This is a genomic window from Streptomyces sp. NPDC043427 (genome assembly GCF_056436655.1).
Map to the genome: position 1 here is coordinate 460,209 of NZ_JBWKCC010000001.1, position 16,309 is coordinate 476,517.

Below are 16,309 nucleotides of genomic sequence, written 5' to 3' on the forward strand. Positions count from 1 at the left end.
CGTCCGAGGGTCGCGTCGGAGAGGATGCGCCGGGGACTTCCTGGACGAACTCACTGGTGCTCCGGGCGGGGATCCAGTCGGTGCCGCGGTGTCCGAACACGTCGCCCCGCTCACGCCCTACCAGGGGTGAGGGAAACACGGCAGGAACAGATGATCTTCGAGCTGTCTCGCGACGACCTTGCCCAGACCTTCGGCGCCGAGCAGGTCAGGCAGGTCCCACTCGCAGCAGCGCGGGCTGCCTTCACCGGCGAAGCCCTTGCGCTCCTTGCGAACGTCGGTCTTCCGGAGAACGAGTTCGTCTCCTTCCCCGACTTCGATGACGCAGATGCCGGCTTCCGGCAGGTCTCCCTTGAGGAGCTGGGAGCCACATGGCACTTGCCGCCCTCGGCCGCCGACTGGGTTCACCTGGGGAACTTCGAGATCAGCGCCATCGTGATGGACACCCGGACCGGAGAGGTACACCAGCTGGCCGAGGGCATCATGCGTCCTCTCCCGTTGCACACGGATCTCTCGTCGCTGCTCTACACGATCAACGAGTTGACCAAGATCGTCGGAAGCCTGCCCGCGGACTACGAGGACGATGACGAGTTCCTCGAAGGCCTGGAGGAAACCGTGGACGGCCTCAAGAACGACATCAGTCTCCGCGACGCCGCCCCCTTCGGCAGCGAACACAGCGAGTGGATTGAGATCGTCACCAACATCGGCGCCGGGATGTGGGGGTAGTTCGCCCGCTCTCGATGATGATGGAAAGAGACTCTTCCCAGCCTGACGCGGCAAGCCCCCGAAAGATCGGAAAGGCCCTCCGACGCAGAATCAGAGGCCCTCACCGAGGCAAGCCGCAGGTAGCGGCAGACGAGTCGGGCTGTACGCCGGGTTCTGTCGCCCGGGCGCCTCGCGGCGACCGGGGAGACGGCCATCCATCTAGGGTCGGCGTTGCCGCCGGCCTCGTGCGGTCTACCCGCGGACTCGGGCGGGCAGCCCTCGAACGTCCGCGCAGAAACACCGGGGTGTTTCCTTTTGACCTTGCTCCGGGTGGGGTTTACCTAGCTGCCCAGGTCACCCTGGGCACTGGTGGTCTCTTACACCACCGTTTCACCCTTACCGAGGACCGAGGTCCCCGGCGGTTTGCTTTCTGTGGCACTGTCCCGCGGGTCACCCCGGGTGGCCGTTAGCCACCACCCTGCCCTGTGGAGCCCGGACGTTCCTCGGGAAGCCCCTAAGGGGACTCCACGCGGCCGTCCGCCCGGCTCGTCTGCCGTGTCGACCATGTTACCGGGCCACCGTCCCTGCTCGGTCCCGCAGCCGGTCCCGCCGCCGTCGCCAGGACCGAACCGGCGAGGATCAGGGTGAAGGCCACGGCGATGCCTGCCGTGAAGGGTTCGTCCAGGAACAGGGCTCCCGCGGCCACCGCCACCGCCGGGTTGACGTACGTGAAGACCGTCGCCCTGGTCGGGCCGACTTCCTTGATCAGCTCCAGGAAGGCGACGAAGGCCAGCGCCGTGCAGATCACGCCCAGCCCTATGAGGGCGGTCAGGACCGATGGTGAGGGGACAGAGGACGGCCAGGTCACTACTGCCGCCGGCGTGTAGACCAGCGCCGCCAGCGCCAGGCACGGTGCCGTCAGCTGGAGTGTCGGGACGTCCTTCAGGTACCGGGCCGCGATCAACGGCGCCGTCGCGTAACCCAGCACCGTCAGCAGCACCTCGCCCAGGGAACGGGCGTCCCCGCCGGTCAGGTGCGGAACGGTGAGGACGCCTACGCCCGCCAGTCCCAGCGCCAGCCCCGTGCCCCGCCGTACACCCAGCCGTTCCGTGTCGCCGAAGAAGCGGGCCAGGACGACGCCGACGATCGGGACGCCCGCGATCAGCAGGCCTGCCGTGGAGCTGGAGAGGTGGCGTTCGGCGTCGGTGAGGGTGAACCAGGGGCCGATGATCTCGATGCACGCGAAGGCCAGCATGGGCAGCCAGTGCGCGCGGACGGTTCGGATCAGGCCGCCCTGGCGTATCGCGAAGGGGAGCAGGAGTGCGGCGCCGAGCGCGCAGCGTGTGAACACCACCATGGACGCGGAGAGCGGGGCGTCCACCGCCACCTTGATCAGTAGGTAGGGGATGCCCCAGATCACGCCCATGAGGGAGAAGAGGAACCAGCCGCGTGCAGTCATACGGCGAGTTTCGGCCGACCCGCTACCGCCCGTCTTGAACGCTGTTGCGGTACGCCGCCGGCGTCACCCCAAGCACGCGGCGGAACCAGCGGGTCAGGTGTGCCTGGTCCGCGAAGCCGACCAGGGTGGCCACCTCCGCCGGGCGCAGGCCGGTGTCCAGCAGCCTCCGGGCCCGGTTCACCCGGTACTGGGCCAGCCAGGCGTACGGCGGTATCCCCACCGTCGTACGGAAGGCTCGGAGGAGTTGGTAGCGGGAGAGGCCCAGGTCGGACGCGAGGGTGGCCAAGGAGGGGGGTTCCAGGAGTTCGTCCGCCAGGCGGTCTCGTACGGCCTTGGCTATGCGGTCGGCTCCGGGGATCGCGTCCGTCGTCGGGCGGGCCGTGGAGTGGCGGCGGGCCAGGGCCGTGAGCAGCCAGGGGAGGCGGGACTCGGCCTCCAGGGGGTCGGGGCAGGTGTTGAGGTCGGTGTGGGTGCGGAGGATCTCGGCGGCGAGTTCGGGGTCGTCTATCAGTGGCTCGCGGAAGTGCGGGAGACGGTCGCCGAGAGTGCCGTCGGTGAGGAGGGCGGGGGCGGCGTACAGGGCGCGGTAGGCGTAGCCGTCCGTCGCGTTGCCGGGGCCGCCCGTGTGTACCTCGCCGGGGGCCAGTACGACGATGGAGCCGGGGCCGGTGCGGATGTGGCCGCCTCGGTAGTCGATCACCTCGGAGCCGCCCACGCAGACGCCGATCGTGAACTCGTCGTGGGCGTGAGGGGCATAGACGTGCTTGTCGAAGCGGGCGGTGAGCAGGTCGAGCGGGGGGCCGCAACGGCCGAGCCTCGCCCTGGTCCACAGGGCCTGCTCTCTTGTCCGTTCGCGTTCGCTCACCTGGTGCTCACCCCCGCCTCCAGGGGATCAGAGGAAGTCGGACGTGTCCAGGTCGAAGGCGAAGGGCTCGGGGAGGGCCAGTGGCTTGCCGAAGGGCAGGGTGCAGTGCGCGCGGTAGTCGTCCCGCTCCGGGCTGCTGAACAGCGTGACCGAGGAGGCTTCACGGTCGACGAGCAGATAGAGCGGGATACCGCCCCGGGCGTAGCAGCGGCGCTTGGCCTCGCGGTCCGCCTGGGGCTTGGTGGAGGTCACCTCCAGCACCATGGCGACGCCGTCGCAGGGCATCCACGATCCGGCGCTCCCGAAGAGGTCGAGCTCCAGGGGACCGAAAGTGACATCCGGGATCACGTGGTTCTTCGGGCAGGCGCCCTGGCTCTGGAGGTTCAGCCCCTTGTTCCCGGACAAGTCCATGTCGGTCCGGGACAGCTTGACCACTTGCCTGACGATGCGGCTGATGTACTTCTCGTGCTCCCCGTCCGGCGGCGGTGTCACGACGATCTCCCCCTCGACAAGCTCCGCCCGGAAGCCCTCCGGGGTGTCCAGGGCGAGGAACCACTCCAGCAGGACCTCTTCCTGCGTGAGCGGCTCATGGGCCATGGCAGTCATGTCACGCCCCTCCTTCGGTCGCTCGCCAGACTCGGACATTGCCGGATCACCTGTCCGTGAGATCGGGAACCGTTCCCTCGATCGTGGCACACGATCACAGTCGTCGTAAGGAAGCGCCGAGCGCTGCGCTTGACCCTGCCGCGACGTCAACGTCTCTACTGGTCCCATGCGGATCGGAGAACTCGCCGCGGCCGTCGGGGTGACCACGCGGGCTGTGCGGCATTACCACCATGTGGGGCTGTTGCCGGAGCCGGAGCGGCGGGCGAACGGGTATCGGGACTACACGTTGCGGCATGCCGTCGTGCTGGCGCGGATCAGGCGGCTGACCGAGTTGGGGCTGGGGCTGGCGGAGACCAGGGACGTGCTCGCGGACGATGCCGGGAAGGATCTCGTCGAGGTGCTGACCGAGCTGGACGCGGATCTGGCGCGGCAGGAGGCGGGGATCCGGGAGCGGCGGGAGCGGCTGCGGGTGCTGCTGGAGGCGGAGGAGTTGCCCGCCGAGGGGCCCGTCTCGGCGGAGTTGGCCGCGGTGCTCGCGGAGACGGCTCATCTGTCCGACTCCCCCATGGCCGCCAAGGACCGGGAGATCCTCGCCCTCATCGACACCACCGCGCCCCCGGAGGACCGCGAGCGCATGACGACCATGCTGAGCGGCGCGTTCGGGACGCCGGAGGCGGTGGCTCAGGCGCAGGAGGCGTACGGGCTGCTCGACGCGCTCGCGGATGCGGAACCCGATGATCCGCGGGTGGCGGAGGCGGCCTCGGTCCTGGCCTCGATCATTCCCCGGGACATGCTCTCGGAGCACGACATCGACCACGACCACGCCTTCCTGCGGGCCCTGTACGCCGACTTCGCTCCGGCTCAGGCGGAGGCGCTCCGCCGGGCGCTGCGGATTCTCGTGGAGGGTGCGTCGTGAGGGTCGGGCACGTCCTGCTCCGCCACGAGTTACGGCTGTTCGCGAGCCTCGCGCTGTGGGTGGTCCGGCGGCGGCACGGGGTCGGTGGTGGGCGGGCGTTCGGGTACGCGCGGGGGCAGGGGGCGGTGATGTTCGGGTTCGCGTTCGTGTGCGTGGTCGAGACGCTCACCATGTCCGTACTGCTGCGGGAGTGGCCGACCGCGCACGCGGTGGTGTTGTTCCTGGACGTGTACACCGTCCTCTTCCTGGTCGGTCTGCACGCGGCCTCCGTCGTCCGCCCGCACGTCCTCGACGACCGTGCGCTGAGGATCCGGCATGCCGGCCACGTCGACGTGCGCGTACCCCTCGCGAACGTGGCGTCCGTACGGCGTGAGCTGCGGACATCTCACACGCGGAGCGACGGGGAGCTCGACGTCGCCGTCGGCTCGCAGACATCCCTCACCCTGGAGCTCGCCGAGCCGGTCCCCCACCTCACCTTCCTCGGGCGGCGACGGGACGTGAGGCTCATACGGCTCCACGCCGACGACGCCGACGATCTCGTACGGGCCCTGAGGCACGCCCTCACGCCCGCCCCCACGCCCGCCCTTACGCCCGCCCTCACGCAGGTGCGAAGCGAACCGTCGCCGCGGTCGGGTCGGCGCGGGTGAGGCGGACCGGGAGGCGCTCGCCCAGGGGGAGGCGGTCGCCGTCGATGCGGCCGATGACCGCGGGGGACGCGAGCTGGACCGTTCCGACGGTCGGGCGGCGTTCCTCGACGTCCACCACGCAGCCGTCGAAGACCTCTCCGACGCGGTCCCTGAGCAGGGCGGCCTCGACGATGTCGACGCAGGCCCGCTCGACGGCCGCCGCGCGGCGGGCCCCCTCGGTCATCTCGCCGGGGAGCGCGTCGAGGGCGGCGAGCACCCAGTCGGGTGGGACCGGTCGGCTGCCGGCTGCCGCCAGGCAGATCTCGGTGGCGTAGCGGTCGGCGAGGCGGCGCAGGGGGGCCGTGCAGTGGGTGTAGGGGGCGGCGACGGCGGCGTGGGTGGTGAAGGCGGGGAGCCCGCCGTCGCGGAAGACCGTGTAGCCGGCGCCGCGCAGCAGTGTCGTGCACTCCTGGAGGAAGGCCGCGTGGGGCGGGTGGTGCGGGTCGAGGGCGCGGACGAGCTGGGCGTACGAGACGTGGTGCGGCCAGTCGATGCGCAGGGCGCGGGCGGTACGGCGGAGGCGGCCCACCGCGCCGTCCGGGGCGGCGGGGAGGGTGCGCAGGACGCCGGTGCCGTAGGCGAGCATCAGGCCGGCGGCCGCCATGCCGGTGAGCAGGGAGATCTGGGCGTTCCAGGCCTCGACGGGGAGCGGTGCGCGGTAGCGCAGCTCGTACGCGCCGTCCCGCTCGACGATCTCCTGCTCGGGCGCGTTCAGTGAGATGCCGCCCCGCTCCACCTCCAGCCGCTCCCGCGCCTGCCCGACCTCCTTGAGCAGCGCCAGCGGCGCCTCGGCGGTCCCGTCGTCGATCTGCCGCTGTACGGCGGCGTGGTCGAGCCTGGCCCGGCTGCGGACGAGGGCCCGGCGGACGTCGACGGCGAGCGTACGGCCGTCCTCGTCGAGGTCGATCGTCCACAGGGCGGCCGGGCGGGGCAGCCCGGGGAGGAGGCTCGCGGCGTCCTCGGCGAGCACGGGCGGGTGCAGCGGGATCTTCTCGTCCGGGAAGTAGAGGGTGGTCACCCGGCGGTGGGCTTCCGCGTCGAGCGCTCCGCCGGGCACGACGAAGGCGGCGACGTCGGCGATGGCGTACCGGACGCGGTAGCCGGTGCCCTGTCGGGCCAGGTACAGGGCCTGGTCGAGGTCGGTGGCGGTGGGTGGGGCGATGGTGAAGAAGGGGATGTCGGTGGCGTCGTAGGGGGGCGGGTCGACGGACCGTGCCGCGCGGGTCGCCTCGGCCAGGGCCTCGGCGGGGAAGTGCTCCGGCACGCCCGGTCGGGCACGCAGTGCGGTGAGGGCGGCCCGGAGAGGGGTTTCGGGGGCGCCGGTCACGCGGATGTGGCGGCGGGGCATGCAACGAGCGTAGGGCCGGGGTGGCGGGGCGGCACGCCGTACGCTGTCGCAGAGCTCAACCGGCCCCACCATCTGTACCTGCTCAACCGGCCCCACCATCTGTACCTGCTCGACCGTCCCACCAGCGTTACCTGCTCGACCGAAGGAGATCCCCCGTGCTCGTCCTGCTGCCGCCCTCCGAAGGCAAGGCCTCGTCCGGTCGTGGCGCCCCGCTGAAGCTCGAGTCGCTGGCGCTGCCGGAGCTGACCGAGGCCCGCGAGGCCGTCCTGAGCGAGCTGGTCGAGCTGTGCGCGAGTGACGAGGAGAAGGCGCGCGAGGTACTCGGGCTCAGCGAGGGGCTGCGCGGCGAGGTCGCGAAGAACACCGGGCTGCGCACGGCCGGCGCCCGGCCCGCCGGGGAGATCTACACCGGTGTGCTCTACGACGCCCTGGACCTGGGCTCCCTGGACGCCGCCGCGAAGAGGCGCGCGGGCCGGTCCCTGCTGGTGTTCTCGGGGTTGTGGGGTGCGGTCCGGGTGACGGACCGGATTCCGTCGTACCGCTGCTCGATGGGCGTGAAGCTGCCGGGGCTGGGGGCGCTGGGCGCGTACTGGCGTACGCCGATGGCGGCGGCGCTGCCCGATGTGGCCGGGGGCGGGCTGGTGCTGGACCTGCGGTCGTCGGCGTATGCGGCGGCCTGGAAGCCGAAGGGTGAGGTCGCCGGGCGGACGGCGACCGTGCGGGTGCTGCACGCGCCGACCCGGAAGGTCGTCAGCCACTTCAACAAGGCGACGAAGGGGAAGATCGTCCGCAGTCTGCTGTCGGCCGGGGCGGCGCCCAGGACGCCGGCGGAGCTGGTGGATGCCTTGCGTGGTCTGGGATACGTCGTGGAGGTGCAGCCCCCCGCGAAGGCGGGGACGGCGTGGACGCTGGATGTGCTGGTGACCGAGGTCCACTGAGCCTGCCGTCCCGCTCATTGCAGCCTGTGCAACGACCTTTGCGCAGGCTGCACCTCCAGGGCACGATGAGGCCATGCCCGCCTCCGTGCCCGCGTCGCCGCCCTCGTCTCCGCTGCCCGCGTCCGTGCTGGACCTCGCCCCCGTCGTCCCGGTGGTGGTCGTGCGGGACGCCGCCGACGCCGTCCCGCTGGCCAGGGCGCTCGTCGCGGGCGGGCTGCCGGCGATCGAGGTGACGTTGCGGACGCCTGGCGCACTCGACGCGATCCGGGCGATCGCCGGAGAGGTGCCGGAGGCCGTCGTCGGAGCCGGAACGGTGATCACGCCGGAGCAGGTGGAGGCGTCGGTTGCGGCCGGGGCGCGCTTCCTGGTCAGCCCGGGCTGGACGGACGTACTGCTGGAGGCGATGCGGGGGTCGGGGGTGCCGTTCCTGCCCGGGGTGTCGACCACGTCGGAGGTCGTGGCGCTGCTCGAGCGCGGGGTGCGGGAGATGAAGTTCTTCCCGGCGCAGGCCGCGGGCGGCACCGCCTATCTGAAGTCGCTGGCCGGGCCGCTGCCGCAGGCCCGTTTCTGCCCGACCGGTGGGATCGGGGCGGCGTCGGCTCCGGAGTATCTGGCGCTGCCCAACGTCGGTTGTGTGGGCGGGAGTTGGATGCTTCCGGCGGACGCGGTGGCGGCGCGGGACTGGGGGCGGATCGAGGCGCTGGCGCGGGAGGCGGCCGCGCTCGGTGCGGGTGCGGGTTCGCGTTGAGTCAGCGCAGGTGCGACGTGTCGTTGAACAGGCGGACGCTGGCGTTGCCGTCCGCGTAGTACGCCACCGCCGAGAGCGCGGCCGCCGACAGTTCCATGCGGAACAGGGACTCGGGCGGGGCGCCCAGGGCGAGCCGTACGAAGGTCTTGATCGGGGTGACGTGGCTGACGAGCAGGACCGTGCGGCCCGCGTACGCCGCGACCAGCTTGTCGCGGGTGGCGGCGATCCGGGTGGCGGTCGCCGCGAAGCTCTCGCCGCCGCCGGTCGGTTCGGCCTCCGGGTCGGCGAGCCAGGCGTTCAGGTCGTCCGGGTAGCGCTCGCGGACCTCGCCGAAGGTGAGGCCCTCCCAGGCGCCGAAGTCGGTCTCCCGCAGCCCGTCGTCGACGGTCACCTCCAGGCCGAGGCGCGCGGCGACGATGCCGGCGGTCTCGCGGGTACGGGCGAGGGGGGAGGCTACGACGGCCTGGATCGTGCCGCGCCGGGCGAGCGCCGCGCCGGCCCGCTCCGCCTGCTCCCGTCCGACGTCGGAGAGGGACGGATCGGTCCCGCCGCTGCCGGAGAACCGCTTCTGGGGGGTAAGGGGCGTCTCGCCGTGCCGCAGCAGTACGAAGGTGGCGGGGGCGCCCATGTCGGCGGGGGCCCAGCCGGGGCTGACGACGGCACGGGCGGCGCGTACGTCGGCGTCTTCCTTGGCGGCCGTACCGCTGAGGGACTCCGCCGCGTCCGCCGAAGCCCTACCCGTCCCCGCCGTACCGCTGAGGGGCTCCGCCGCGTCCGCCGAGGCCGTACCCGTCCCCGTGCCGGAGGACCGCCCCGCCGCCAACGCCGCCCGCGCCTTGGCCGCTCCCGCCGCCGCGTCCCCCGGAGGGCCCGCCGGGACGGAAGAAGGCCGCCGGGACGACGTCGCCGCGTCCAGTTCGGCGGTCGACGTGGACGGCTCCCAGCGTTCGCCCCGCTTGCCCGCGTCCATCGCCTCGTTGGCCAGGCGGTCCGCGTGCTTGTTCTGCTCGCGGGGGATCCACTCGTAGGTGACCTGCTCGGGCGGGAGGACGCGGGCGGCCTCCGTCGCCAGGGGCTTCATGTCGGGGTGTTTGATCTTCCAACGGCCCGACATCTGCTCGATGACGAGCTTGGAGTCCATGCGGACGTGGACCCTGGCGGACGGGTCGAGCTCGCGGGCGGCGTACAGACCGGCCAGCAGGCCGCGGTACTCGGCCACGTTGTTCGTGGCGACGCCGATGTACTCGGCGCGCTCGACGAGCGTCTGCCCGGTCGCCGCGTCGATCACGACGGATCCGTAGCCCGCGGGCCCCGGGTTGCCCCGTGACCCGCCGTCGGCCTCGACGATGAACTCCCGCACGACCTTGGCCCCTTGTCGCTTCCTACAGCCCGGACTCGGACGTGCGCACCAGGATGCGGCGGCAGTTCTCGCAGCGGACCACCGTGTCGGGGGTGGCCTTGCGGATGTCGTTGATGTCGGTGATCGACAGCTCCTGGCGGCAGCCCTGGCAGGTGCGCTGGTACAGCCGGGCCGCGCCGATGCCGCCCTGCTGGTCGCGCAGCTTGTCGTAGAGCTTGAGGAGGTCCGCCGGGACGGAGGCGGCGATGACCTCGCGCTCCTTCGTCACCGAGGCCACCTCGCCGTCGATCTCCTCGAAGGCCGCGCCCCGGCGCGCGGTCGCGTCGTCGATCTTCGCCTGGACGGAGTCGACCCGCCCCGTCAGCTCGACGACCCGCTCCTGGGCGGACTCCCGGCGCTCCATGACCTCCAGGACGACGTCCTCGAGGTCGCCCTGACGCTTGGCGAGGGAGGTGATCTCGCGCTGGAGGTTCTCCAGGTCCTTGGGGGAGGTGACCGCGCCGGAGTCCAGGCGCTGCTGGTCGCGGGTGGCGCGCTGGCGCACCTGGTCGACGTCCTGCTCGGCCTTGGTCTGCTCGCGGGCGGTGTCGCTCTCCTCGGTCTGCGCGGCCACGAGCAGGTCGCGCAGCTGCGTCAGGTCCTTGGTCAGCGACTCGATCTCGGCGTGCTCGGGCAGCGACCTCCGCCTGTGGGTGAGCTGCTGCAGGCGGACGTCGAGGGCCTGGACGTCGAGGAGGCGGATCTGGTCGGCGGGCGCGGCGTTCAGTTGGGGGCTCCCAGTGGGTCAGAAGAGGTGCTGGACGCCGCGTGGGCGGTCCAGGGGTCGGTGACCGTACCCGAGACGTGGACGCGAAGGCCCCATCCGTGGCGGTCGGAGATCTCGTCGAGCTGGGCGGCGGCCAGCTCGCACCAGGGCCACTCGGTGGCCCAGTGCGCCGCGTCGAGCAGCGCGAGGGGACTGTGGGCGCGGTCCGCCGAGGACGCCAGGAACTCCGACGCCGGGTGGTGGCGCAGGTCCGCGGTGAGGAAGGCGTCGACGCCGGCCGCGCGGACGTGGTCGAAGAGGCTGTCACCGGATCCGCCGCTGACGGCGACCGTGCGGACGACCGCGTCGGGGTCGCCGGCGACCCGGATGCCCTGCGCGGTGGCGGGCAGCCGCTCGGCGGCCCGGGCGGCGAACTCACGGACGGTGACCGGGTGGTCCAGCGCGCAGACCCGGCCCAGGCCGCGGCGGCCGTCGGGATCGGTCGGGTCGGGCACGAGCGGTCGTACGACACGGAGGTCCAGCGCGCCCGCGAGGGCGTCGGAGACACCCGGGTCGGCCGTGTCCGCGTTGGTGTGGGCCACGTGCAGCGCGATGTCGTTCTTGATCAGGGTGTGCACCACGCGGCCCTTGAAGGTGGAGGCCGCGACCGTCGTCGTCCCGCGCAGATAGAGCGGGTGGTGGGTGACGAGCAGGCCGGCGCCGAGTTTCACCGCCTCGTCGACGATCTCCTGGACGGGGTCGACGGCGAAGAGGACCCGGGTGACCTCCTGGTCGGGGTCGCCCGCGACGGTTCCGACCGCGTCCCAGGACTCGGCCCGCTCGGCGGGCCACAGGTTCTCCAGCGCGGCGATGACTTCAGACAGACGGGGCACGGGGAAAGGCTACCTGGCCGTTCTGCGCGAACGCACCGCTCCCGGCGGCGAACGTCCCGGTCAGCACATCCACCCCGGTGGGCTCAGGCGAATCGCTTCTCCACCACCCTTATGTGTGAAGCGTCCCGTTCCTGATCCGCGCCCGTGCGTACGAAAACTAGCTTCGTCGCGGTGAGTGACCGGAGGTGACCGAACGATGACAGCCTGTGCCATCGAACCCGCCGCTGAGGACGAGGACGACCGGACGCCGCAGGCAGGATGCGTGATCACGGTGGACGGCGGCTACGCCGCGCGCCTCGCACGGGGCGCCGGCGTCGACACCTGGTTCCCGGAGCGCTGGACGCTCGACGGCCCCGAGCCGTACGCCGTACCCCTGCCCGGCAACCAGCCCGAGGAGCCCGGCACCGAGGTGCAGCCGATGGGTGACGGACGCGTCCTCATCCGCCGCTTCCTCGACGGACGGCACGCGTTCTCGCTCCTCTACCCCACCGGCCCCGGCACCGGCGAGCTCCCGCTCGGTGCGATCGAGTGCCCGGACGACGTCACCCGGCTGCGGCTGCTGCCTCCCGCGCCGGGCGGCGAACGGGCCTACGCGATCGCCGCGGGCCGGCACTCCACGGCGGTGTGGCTGGTGGCGGGCGGCGCGTTCGGGCCCGAACACCTGGCCGAGATCCCCGGACGCTGTTCGGGCGGGGCGTGGCTGGACCGCAGGGGGCGGATGCTGGCGCTGGACCGGGAGGTCGGCGGCCGCACCAAGGCGGTCGTGGTGGACCTGGAGCGGGGTGGCGAGGTGTCGCCGCTGCTCCAGATCGCCGCAGACAGCGACGACCGGCTGCGGCTCGCCGACCCCGACAGCGGGCTGCTCCTCATCACCTCGGACGCGCCCTCGCCCGGACAGCGGCGGCTCGGCTGGGGCGTGCTGGGCAGCTCTCTGCCGGTGCGCTTCCCGGAGTGCCTGCGGGTGCCCGACTGCACGGTCACGCCGTTCGCGATCCAGCCGGGGCAGGTGCTGACGCCGGAGGGCTGCGCGGTGGCGCTGCGCGTCGACGGGGCGTTCGGCACCTCGCTCGCGGTGTGGCGTCCGGCCGAGCGGCAGCTGCATCATCTCCGGGCGCCGCAAGGGTGGTTGATGGGAGCGGGGCTGTGGACGGCGGAGGGGGTGCTGCGGTTGCCGTACTCGACGAGGGAGGTGCCTTGCGGGGTGGCGGGGTTGGTGGTTCCGGAGGCGGTGGTCGTGACCGCCACACCTGCGCCGGGTCCGGCACCCGTGCCCGTCGAGGGTGTTCCGGCGACGGCGGAGCCGGCGGAACAGGCCGGCCAGGAACCGCCCCCGGAGCCCGCCGTGGCACGACCTGTGCCGTTGCAACAGGCGCCGTTGGGACGCCTTGTAACGAACTAGTGCCGGTCGGCGTGTGCGACTGGATTCGGCCCGAGGTGTGCCGGTTAGACTCGCCCGGCTGTAAGAACGATCATGTTGACGGGGTGAATTCTTCCGATGAACGACGCCAGCACGACCCAGCCGCTGCCGACCGAGGTCAAGGAGGGCCAGGAGGCCACCGGGCACGGCAGGCACCGGGGGCCGGTCTCGGCCCAGGACAGCGAGGCGGCCCCCCGTGGCCGCCACCGCAAGTCGGCGGAGCAGCACGCCGAAACTGCTGCCTGACGGTACGTCAGTCAGGGCCCGGGCGCTTCCGGGTACGCGACACACGGCCCCGCTCGTCTCCGGACGGGCGGGGCCGTTTCGCACGTGGGGCCGCCGCCGTGACCGCAGTGCGCTCAGTCACCCCCGCTTCAGCGCCAGCACCTCCGCCGCCGCGAACGTCTCCCCCGGCGGCCGGTCCGCGTAGTGCGCGGTGAGCAGGGTGTCCAGTTCGTCGTACGTGAAGGCCTCCTGCTTGCTGTCGAACTTCGCCTGGACGCGGGGTCGTTCGACGATCGCGACCATGCCGCCGTGTACGACGAGCAGCTGGCCGTTGAGCCGTTCGGCGGCGGGTGAGGCGAGGTAGCCGACGAGGGGGGCGACGTGCTCGGGGGCGAGCGGGTCCAGGCCCTCGGTGGGCTGCTCGACGCGGGCGAAGACGTCCTCGGTCATCCGGGTGCGGGCGCGCGGGCAGATGACGTTCGCGGTCACGCCGTACTTGGCGAGGGCGAGGGCCGTGGAGGTGGTCAGCCCTACGATTCCGCCCTTGGCGGCCGCGTAGTTGGGCTGACCCGCCGAGCCGGCCAGGAACGCCTCCGACGAGGTGTTCACGATCCGCCCGTACACCGGGCCGCCCGCCGCCTTGGACCGCTCACGCCAGTGCGCGGCCGCGAACCGGGTGGTGTTGAAGTGGCCCTTGAGGTGGACTCGGATGACCGCGTCCCATTCCTCCTCGGAGAGGGAGAAGACCATACGGTCGCGCAGGATGCCCGCGTTGTTGACCAGGATGTCCAGCTTGCCGTACTCGGCGATCGCCGACTCGACCAGCTCGCGGGCCTGTTGGAAGTCGCCAACGTCCCCGGTGTGGGCGAGCGCGGTGCCGCCCGTCGCGCGGATCTCGGCGGCGACCTCCTCGGCGGGGCCGGCGGAGGCCTCACCGGAGCCGTCCCGGCCGCCCTGTCCGTAGTCGTTGACGACGACGGCCGCGCCGAGCCGGGCGAGTTCCAGCGCCTCCGCCCGGCCGAGTCCGCGTCCGGCGCCGGTGACGATCGCGGTGAGTCCCTCGAGTGGCAGTGACATGAACGCCCCCGTGGCTCAGATCTCGACGCAGGTGCGCAGCGAGGTACCGGTACGCATCTGGTCGAGGGCCTCGTTGATCTCGGCGAGCGGCACCCGGTGTGTGATGAGGCCGTCGAGGTCGACGCGGCCGGCCCGCCACAGGGCGATGGTGCGCTCGTAGGAGCGCAGGACGTCGCCGCCGCCGTACATCGAGGGCAGGATCCGCTTCTCGTCGAAGAACAGCTCGAACATGTTGAGCTGGAGGTGGTCGTCCATGGCGCCCGCGCCCACGACGACGAGGGTGCCGCCGCGCCGGGTCGTCTCGTACGCTGTCCGCGCGGTGGCCGACTTGCCGACGACCTCGAAGACGTAGTCGAAGCCCTCGCCGCCGGTGACGCGTTGCTTGGCGTCGGCGAGCTCGTCCGGCGAAACGGCCTGCGTGGCACCGAACTTGAGGGCCGCCTCGCGGCGGGCGGGGACCGGGTCGACGGCAACGATCTCGGCCGCGCCCCGCAGCCGCGCGCCCTGGATCGCGGAGACGCCGACGCCTCCGCAGCCGATGACGGCGACCGACGAACCGGCCTCCACATCAGCGGTGTTGAGGGCGGCGCCCAGTCCGGTGGTGACTCCGCAGCCGATGAGGGCGGCGATGTCGAAGGGCACGTCGCCGGGGATCGGCACCGCGCAGCCCGCGTCCACGACGACCTCCTCGGCGAAGGTGCCGGTGCCGGCGAAGCCGAAGAGGTCCCCGCCGGGGCGGCGGAAGTTGGGCGTACCCGCGTTCATGAACCCGGCCAGGCACAGCTCGCTCTGCCCACGCTTGCAGGCGGGACAGGCGCCGCAGGCCGGGAGCCAGCACACCACCACCCGGTCGCCCGCCTTGAGGTGGGTGACTCCCTCGCCGACCTCGAGTATCTCGCCCGCGCCCTCGTGGCCGGGTACGAACGGCGCCGGCTGCGGCAGCACCCCGGTCATCGCCGACAGGTCCGAGTGGCACAGCCCCGTGGCCCGTACCCGGATCCGCACCCTGCCGGGGCCGAAGCCCACCGTCTCGACGTCGTCGAGGACCTCCAGCTTTTCCTGGCCTATCTCCTGCAGTACGGCTGCGCGCATGATGCGGCTCCCCTCGACGGTGGGCTGACTCAGGGCTGTTCGGATCGACGGCGGGCTCGGTCATGAAGGTGGGACTCGACGGCGGGCTCGGTCATGAAGGTGGGACTCGACGGCGGGCTCGGTCATGAAGGTGGGACTCGACGGTGGGCCGGGTCATGCAGGTGGGACCCGACGGTGGGCCGGCTCAGGTGTGTTCGACGACGGTGTCGGCGAGGACGGGTGCGTCGTCCCGCTCCAATGCCGTCACGGCGACCCGGACCCTCCCGGTCTGCCGCCACATGCGGACCCGCAGCGTCTCGCCCGGATACACGACCCCGGCGAAGCGCGTGGCATAGGAGCGGACGCGGGTGACATCGCCGTCGAGCAGCGTGTCGACGACCGCTTTGAGGGTCATGCCGTACGTGCACAGGCCGTGCAGGATGGGCCGGTCGAAGCCCGCGCGCTTGGCGAACTCGGGGTCGGCGTGCAGCGGGTTCCAGTCGCCGGAGAGGCGGTAGAGGAGGGCCTGGTCGTCGCGGACCGTGCGCTCGACGACGCGGTCCGGCTCACCGGCCGGTGATTCCAGGCGTGCCGACGGTCCCCGGTCGCCGCCCCAGCCGCCTTCTCCCCGTACGAAGATCTGCGCGTCGCTGGTCCACAACGGGCCGTCGGCGTCGGTGACTTCGGTGCGCATGACGAGGACGGCCGCCTTGCCCTTGTCGTACACGGCGGCGATCCTGCCGGTGGCGGTGGCGGCGCCCCGGACCGGGAGGGGGCGGTGGACGGTCAGGGACTGGCCGCCGTGCAGGACGTGTGCGAGGTCGACGTCGACGCCGGGCACGGACAGTCCGCTGATCACGCCCGGCGAGCCGGAGCCCGCGACGGTGGCGAAACTGGGCAGGACGTGCAGCCGGGACTCCAGGGTGTAGCGCAGCTCGTCGGGGTCGGTGGCGGGGCTGCCCGCGCCGATGCCGAGGTGGTAGAGCTGGACGTCCTTGTGGTCCCAGGAGAGCGCGCCGGAGCGGGGCTCGGCGGCGAGCGCCTTGGCTGCGTCGATGGGCATGGGGCTCCTGAGGTCGGCGGTCGCTGACGATGACTGGCGGACTGGTGGTGGTCGGCGGTCACTGGCGGAGGAGACCCCGGCGCGGTCGTCCGCACCGTCGGCCGCACCGAGGTCGTTCGCGGGGCCGCGGAAAGCGCCGGATCTAGAACGCGTTTCAGTACGGCGACCCTCTGTATAGCCCAGGCACCTG

At 72.2% G+C, this 16,309-nt stretch carries 16 protein-coding genes, 1 other RNA gene and 1 pseudogene; 7 read left to right on the forward strand and 11 right to left on the reverse strand.

The genetic code is table 11. The annotated features are described in order from the left end of the window. Positions 1-150 precede the first annotated feature (150 nt). Positions 151-723: an SUKH-4 family immunity protein gene (locus AC067M_RS02115; RefSeq protein ID WP_478695034.1), complete on the forward strand. Its 573-nt coding sequence runs from the start codon at positions 151-153 to the stop codon at positions 721-723. Positions 724-849: 126 nt separating this feature from the next. On the opposite strand, the gene rnpB is transcribed toward AC067M_RS02115, so the two are convergent. From rnpB to AC067M_RS02135, 4 genes and pseudogenes are all read right to left on the reverse strand, one after another. Next, an RNA gene (gene rnpB / locus AC067M_RS02120) (RNase P RNA component class A) lies at positions 850-1,251 on the reverse strand. A 79-nt stretch (positions 1,252-1,330) separates the two neighbouring features. Further along, a pseudogene (locus AC067M_RS02125) lies at positions 1,331-2,161 on the reverse strand (DMT family transporter); the annotation flags it as partial. Positions 2,162-2,183: 22 nt separating this feature from the next. Then, the gene (locus tag AC067M_RS02130) at positions 2,184-3,026 is read right to left on the reverse strand and encodes a helix-turn-helix domain-containing protein (RefSeq protein WP_478695035.1); all 843 of its coding nucleotides are present in this window, start codon (positions 3,024-3,026) and stop codon (positions 2,184-2,186) included. 27 nt (positions 3,027-3,053) lie between these two features. After that, positions 3,054-3,632 carry a Uma2 family endonuclease gene (locus AC067M_RS02135; protein WP_478695036.1) on the reverse strand — a complete coding sequence of 193 codons (579 nt, stop codon included), beginning with the start codon at positions 3,630-3,632 and terminating at the stop codon, positions 3,054-3,056. Between the two features lie 166 nt (positions 3,633-3,798). On the opposite strand from AC067M_RS02135, the gene AC067M_RS02140 reads away from it, so the two are divergent. Next, positions 3,799-4,548, forward strand: a complete 750-nt coding sequence (locus AC067M_RS02140; RefSeq protein WP_478695037.1) for a MerR family transcriptional regulator — start codon at positions 3,799-3,801, stop codon at positions 4,546-4,548. Then, a complete protein-coding gene (locus AC067M_RS02145) occupies positions 4,545-5,195 on the forward strand; it encodes a hypothetical protein (RefSeq protein ID WP_478695038.1) in 651 nt (216 codons plus the stop codon). Before AC067M_RS02140 ends, AC067M_RS02145 begins: the two co-directional genes overlap by 4 nt. On the opposite strand, the gene AC067M_RS02150 is transcribed toward AC067M_RS02145, so the two are convergent. Beyond that, complete coding sequence (locus AC067M_RS02150) at positions 5,146-6,582, reverse strand: RNB domain-containing ribonuclease (protein ID WP_478695039.1); 1,437 nt, start codon at positions 6,580-6,582, stop codon at positions 5,146-5,148. The two genes, AC067M_RS02145 and AC067M_RS02150, sit on opposite strands and share 50 nt — an antisense overlap. Positions 6,583-6,737: 155 nt before the next feature. Here AC067M_RS02150 and yaaA point away from each other — a divergent pair, with 155 nt between their 5' ends. Together yaaA and eda are read left to right on the forward strand one after the other, a co-directional pair. Next, on the forward strand, positions 6,738-7,520 hold the full coding sequence (yaaA, locus tag AC067M_RS02155; protein ID WP_478695040.1) for a peroxide stress protein YaaA: 783 nt from the start codon (positions 6,738-6,740) through the stop codon (positions 7,518-7,520). Between the two features lie 73 nt (positions 7,521-7,593). Beyond that, positions 7,594-8,268, forward strand: a complete 675-nt coding sequence (gene eda / locus AC067M_RS02160) for a bifunctional 4-hydroxy-2-oxoglutarate aldolase/2-dehydro-3-deoxy-phosphogluconate aldolase (RefSeq protein ID WP_478695041.1) — start codon at positions 7,594-7,596, stop codon at positions 8,266-8,268. Between the two features lies 1 nt (position 8,269). On the opposite strand, the gene AC067M_RS02165 is transcribed toward eda, so the two are convergent. Genes AC067M_RS02165 through AC067M_RS02175 form a run of 3 tightly spaced genes read right to left on the reverse strand, consistent with a single transcriptional unit; the run spans position 8,270 to position 11,266 of the window. Next, on the reverse strand, positions 8,270-9,628 hold the full coding sequence (locus AC067M_RS02165; protein WP_478695042.1) for a bifunctional RNase H/acid phosphatase: 1,359 nt from the start codon (positions 9,626-9,628) through the stop codon (positions 8,270-8,272). 22 nt (positions 9,629-9,650) lie between these two features. Next, the gene (locus AC067M_RS02170; RefSeq protein WP_478695348.1) at positions 9,651-10,394 is read right to left on the reverse strand and encodes a zinc ribbon domain-containing protein; all 744 of its coding nucleotides are present in this window, start codon (positions 10,392-10,394) and stop codon (positions 9,651-9,653) included. Then, positions 10,391-11,266: a Nif3-like dinuclear metal center hexameric protein gene (locus AC067M_RS02175; RefSeq protein WP_478695043.1), complete on the reverse strand. Its 876-nt coding sequence runs from the start codon at positions 11,264-11,266 to the stop codon at positions 10,391-10,393. Before AC067M_RS02175 ends, AC067M_RS02170 begins: the two co-directional genes overlap by 4 nt. A 196-nt stretch (positions 11,267-11,462) precedes the next feature. On the opposite strand from AC067M_RS02175, the gene AC067M_RS02180 reads away from it, so the two are divergent. Both AC067M_RS02180 and AC067M_RS02185 read left to right on the forward strand, forming a co-directional pair. Beyond that, positions 11,463-12,665 carry a hypothetical protein gene (locus AC067M_RS02180; protein WP_478695044.1) on the forward strand — a complete coding sequence of 401 codons (1,203 nt, stop codon included), beginning with the start codon at positions 11,463-11,465 and terminating at the stop codon, positions 12,663-12,665. 96 nt (positions 12,666-12,761) lie between these two features. Beyond that, positions 12,762-12,929, forward strand: a complete 168-nt coding sequence (locus AC067M_RS02185) for a hypothetical protein (protein ID WP_478695045.1) — start codon at positions 12,762-12,764, stop codon at positions 12,927-12,929. A gap of 117 nt (positions 12,930-13,046) precedes the next feature. Here AC067M_RS02185 and AC067M_RS02190 read toward each other — a convergent pair whose 3' ends face one another. The 3 genes from AC067M_RS02190 to AC067M_RS02200 form a co-directional block, all read right to left on the reverse strand. After that, positions 13,047-13,985 carry a 3-oxoacyl-ACP reductase gene (locus tag AC067M_RS02190; RefSeq protein ID WP_478695046.1) on the reverse strand — a complete coding sequence of 313 codons (939 nt, stop codon included), beginning with the start codon at positions 13,983-13,985 and terminating at the stop codon, positions 13,047-13,049. Between the two features lie 15 nt (positions 13,986-14,000). Then, positions 14,001-15,077 (reverse strand): Zn-dependent alcohol dehydrogenase, encoded by a 1,077-nt coding sequence (locus AC067M_RS02195; protein WP_478695047.1) that lies wholly within the window; start codon positions 15,075-15,077, stop codon positions 14,001-14,003. A 184-nt stretch (positions 15,078-15,261) separates the two neighbouring features. Continuing rightward, a complete protein-coding gene (locus AC067M_RS02200) occupies positions 15,262-16,119 on the reverse strand; it encodes a MaoC/PaaZ C-terminal domain-containing protein (RefSeq protein ID WP_478695048.1) in 858 nt (285 codons plus the stop codon). Positions 16,120-16,309 lie beyond the last annotated feature (190 nt).

Excerpts from the sequence above, each read along its gene's own strand:
- AC067M_RS02115 (WP_478695034.1), top strand. The coding sequence starts at position 151 with ATGATCTTCGAGCTGTCTCGCGACGACCTTGCCCAGACCTTCGGCGCC.
- AC067M_RS02200 (WP_478695048.1), bottom strand. The coding sequence starts at position 16,119 with ATGCCCATCGACGCAGCCAAGGCGCTCGCCGCCGAGCCCCGCTCCGGC.
- AC067M_RS02150 (WP_478695039.1), bottom strand. The coding sequence starts at position 6,582 with ATGCCCCGCCGCCACATCCGCGTGACCGGCGCCCCCGAAACCCCTCTC.
- AC067M_RS02140 (WP_478695037.1), top strand. The coding sequence starts at position 3,799 with ATGCGGATCGGAGAACTCGCCGCGGCCGTCGGGGTGACCACGCGGGCT.
- AC067M_RS02180 (WP_478695044.1), top strand. The coding sequence starts at position 11,463 with ATGACAGCCTGTGCCATCGAACCCGCCGCTGAGGACGAGGACGACCGG.
- AC067M_RS02190 (WP_478695046.1), bottom strand. The coding sequence starts at position 13,985 with ATGTCACTGCCACTCGAGGGACTCACCGCGATCGTCACCGGCGCCGGA.
- AC067M_RS02185 (WP_478695045.1), top strand. The coding sequence starts at position 12,762 with ATGAACGACGCCAGCACGACCCAGCCGCTGCCGACCGAGGTCAAGGAG.
- AC067M_RS02135 (WP_478695036.1), bottom strand. The coding sequence starts at position 3,632 with ATGACTGCCATGGCCCATGAGCCGCTCACGCAGGAAGAGGTCCTGCTG.
- eda (WP_478695041.1), top strand. The coding sequence starts at position 7,594 with ATGCCCGCCTCCGTGCCCGCGTCGCCGCCCTCGTCTCCGCTGCCCGCG.
- AC067M_RS02195 (WP_478695047.1), bottom strand. The coding sequence starts at position 15,077 with ATGCGCGCAGCCGTACTGCAGGAGATAGGCCAGGAAAAGCTGGAGGTC.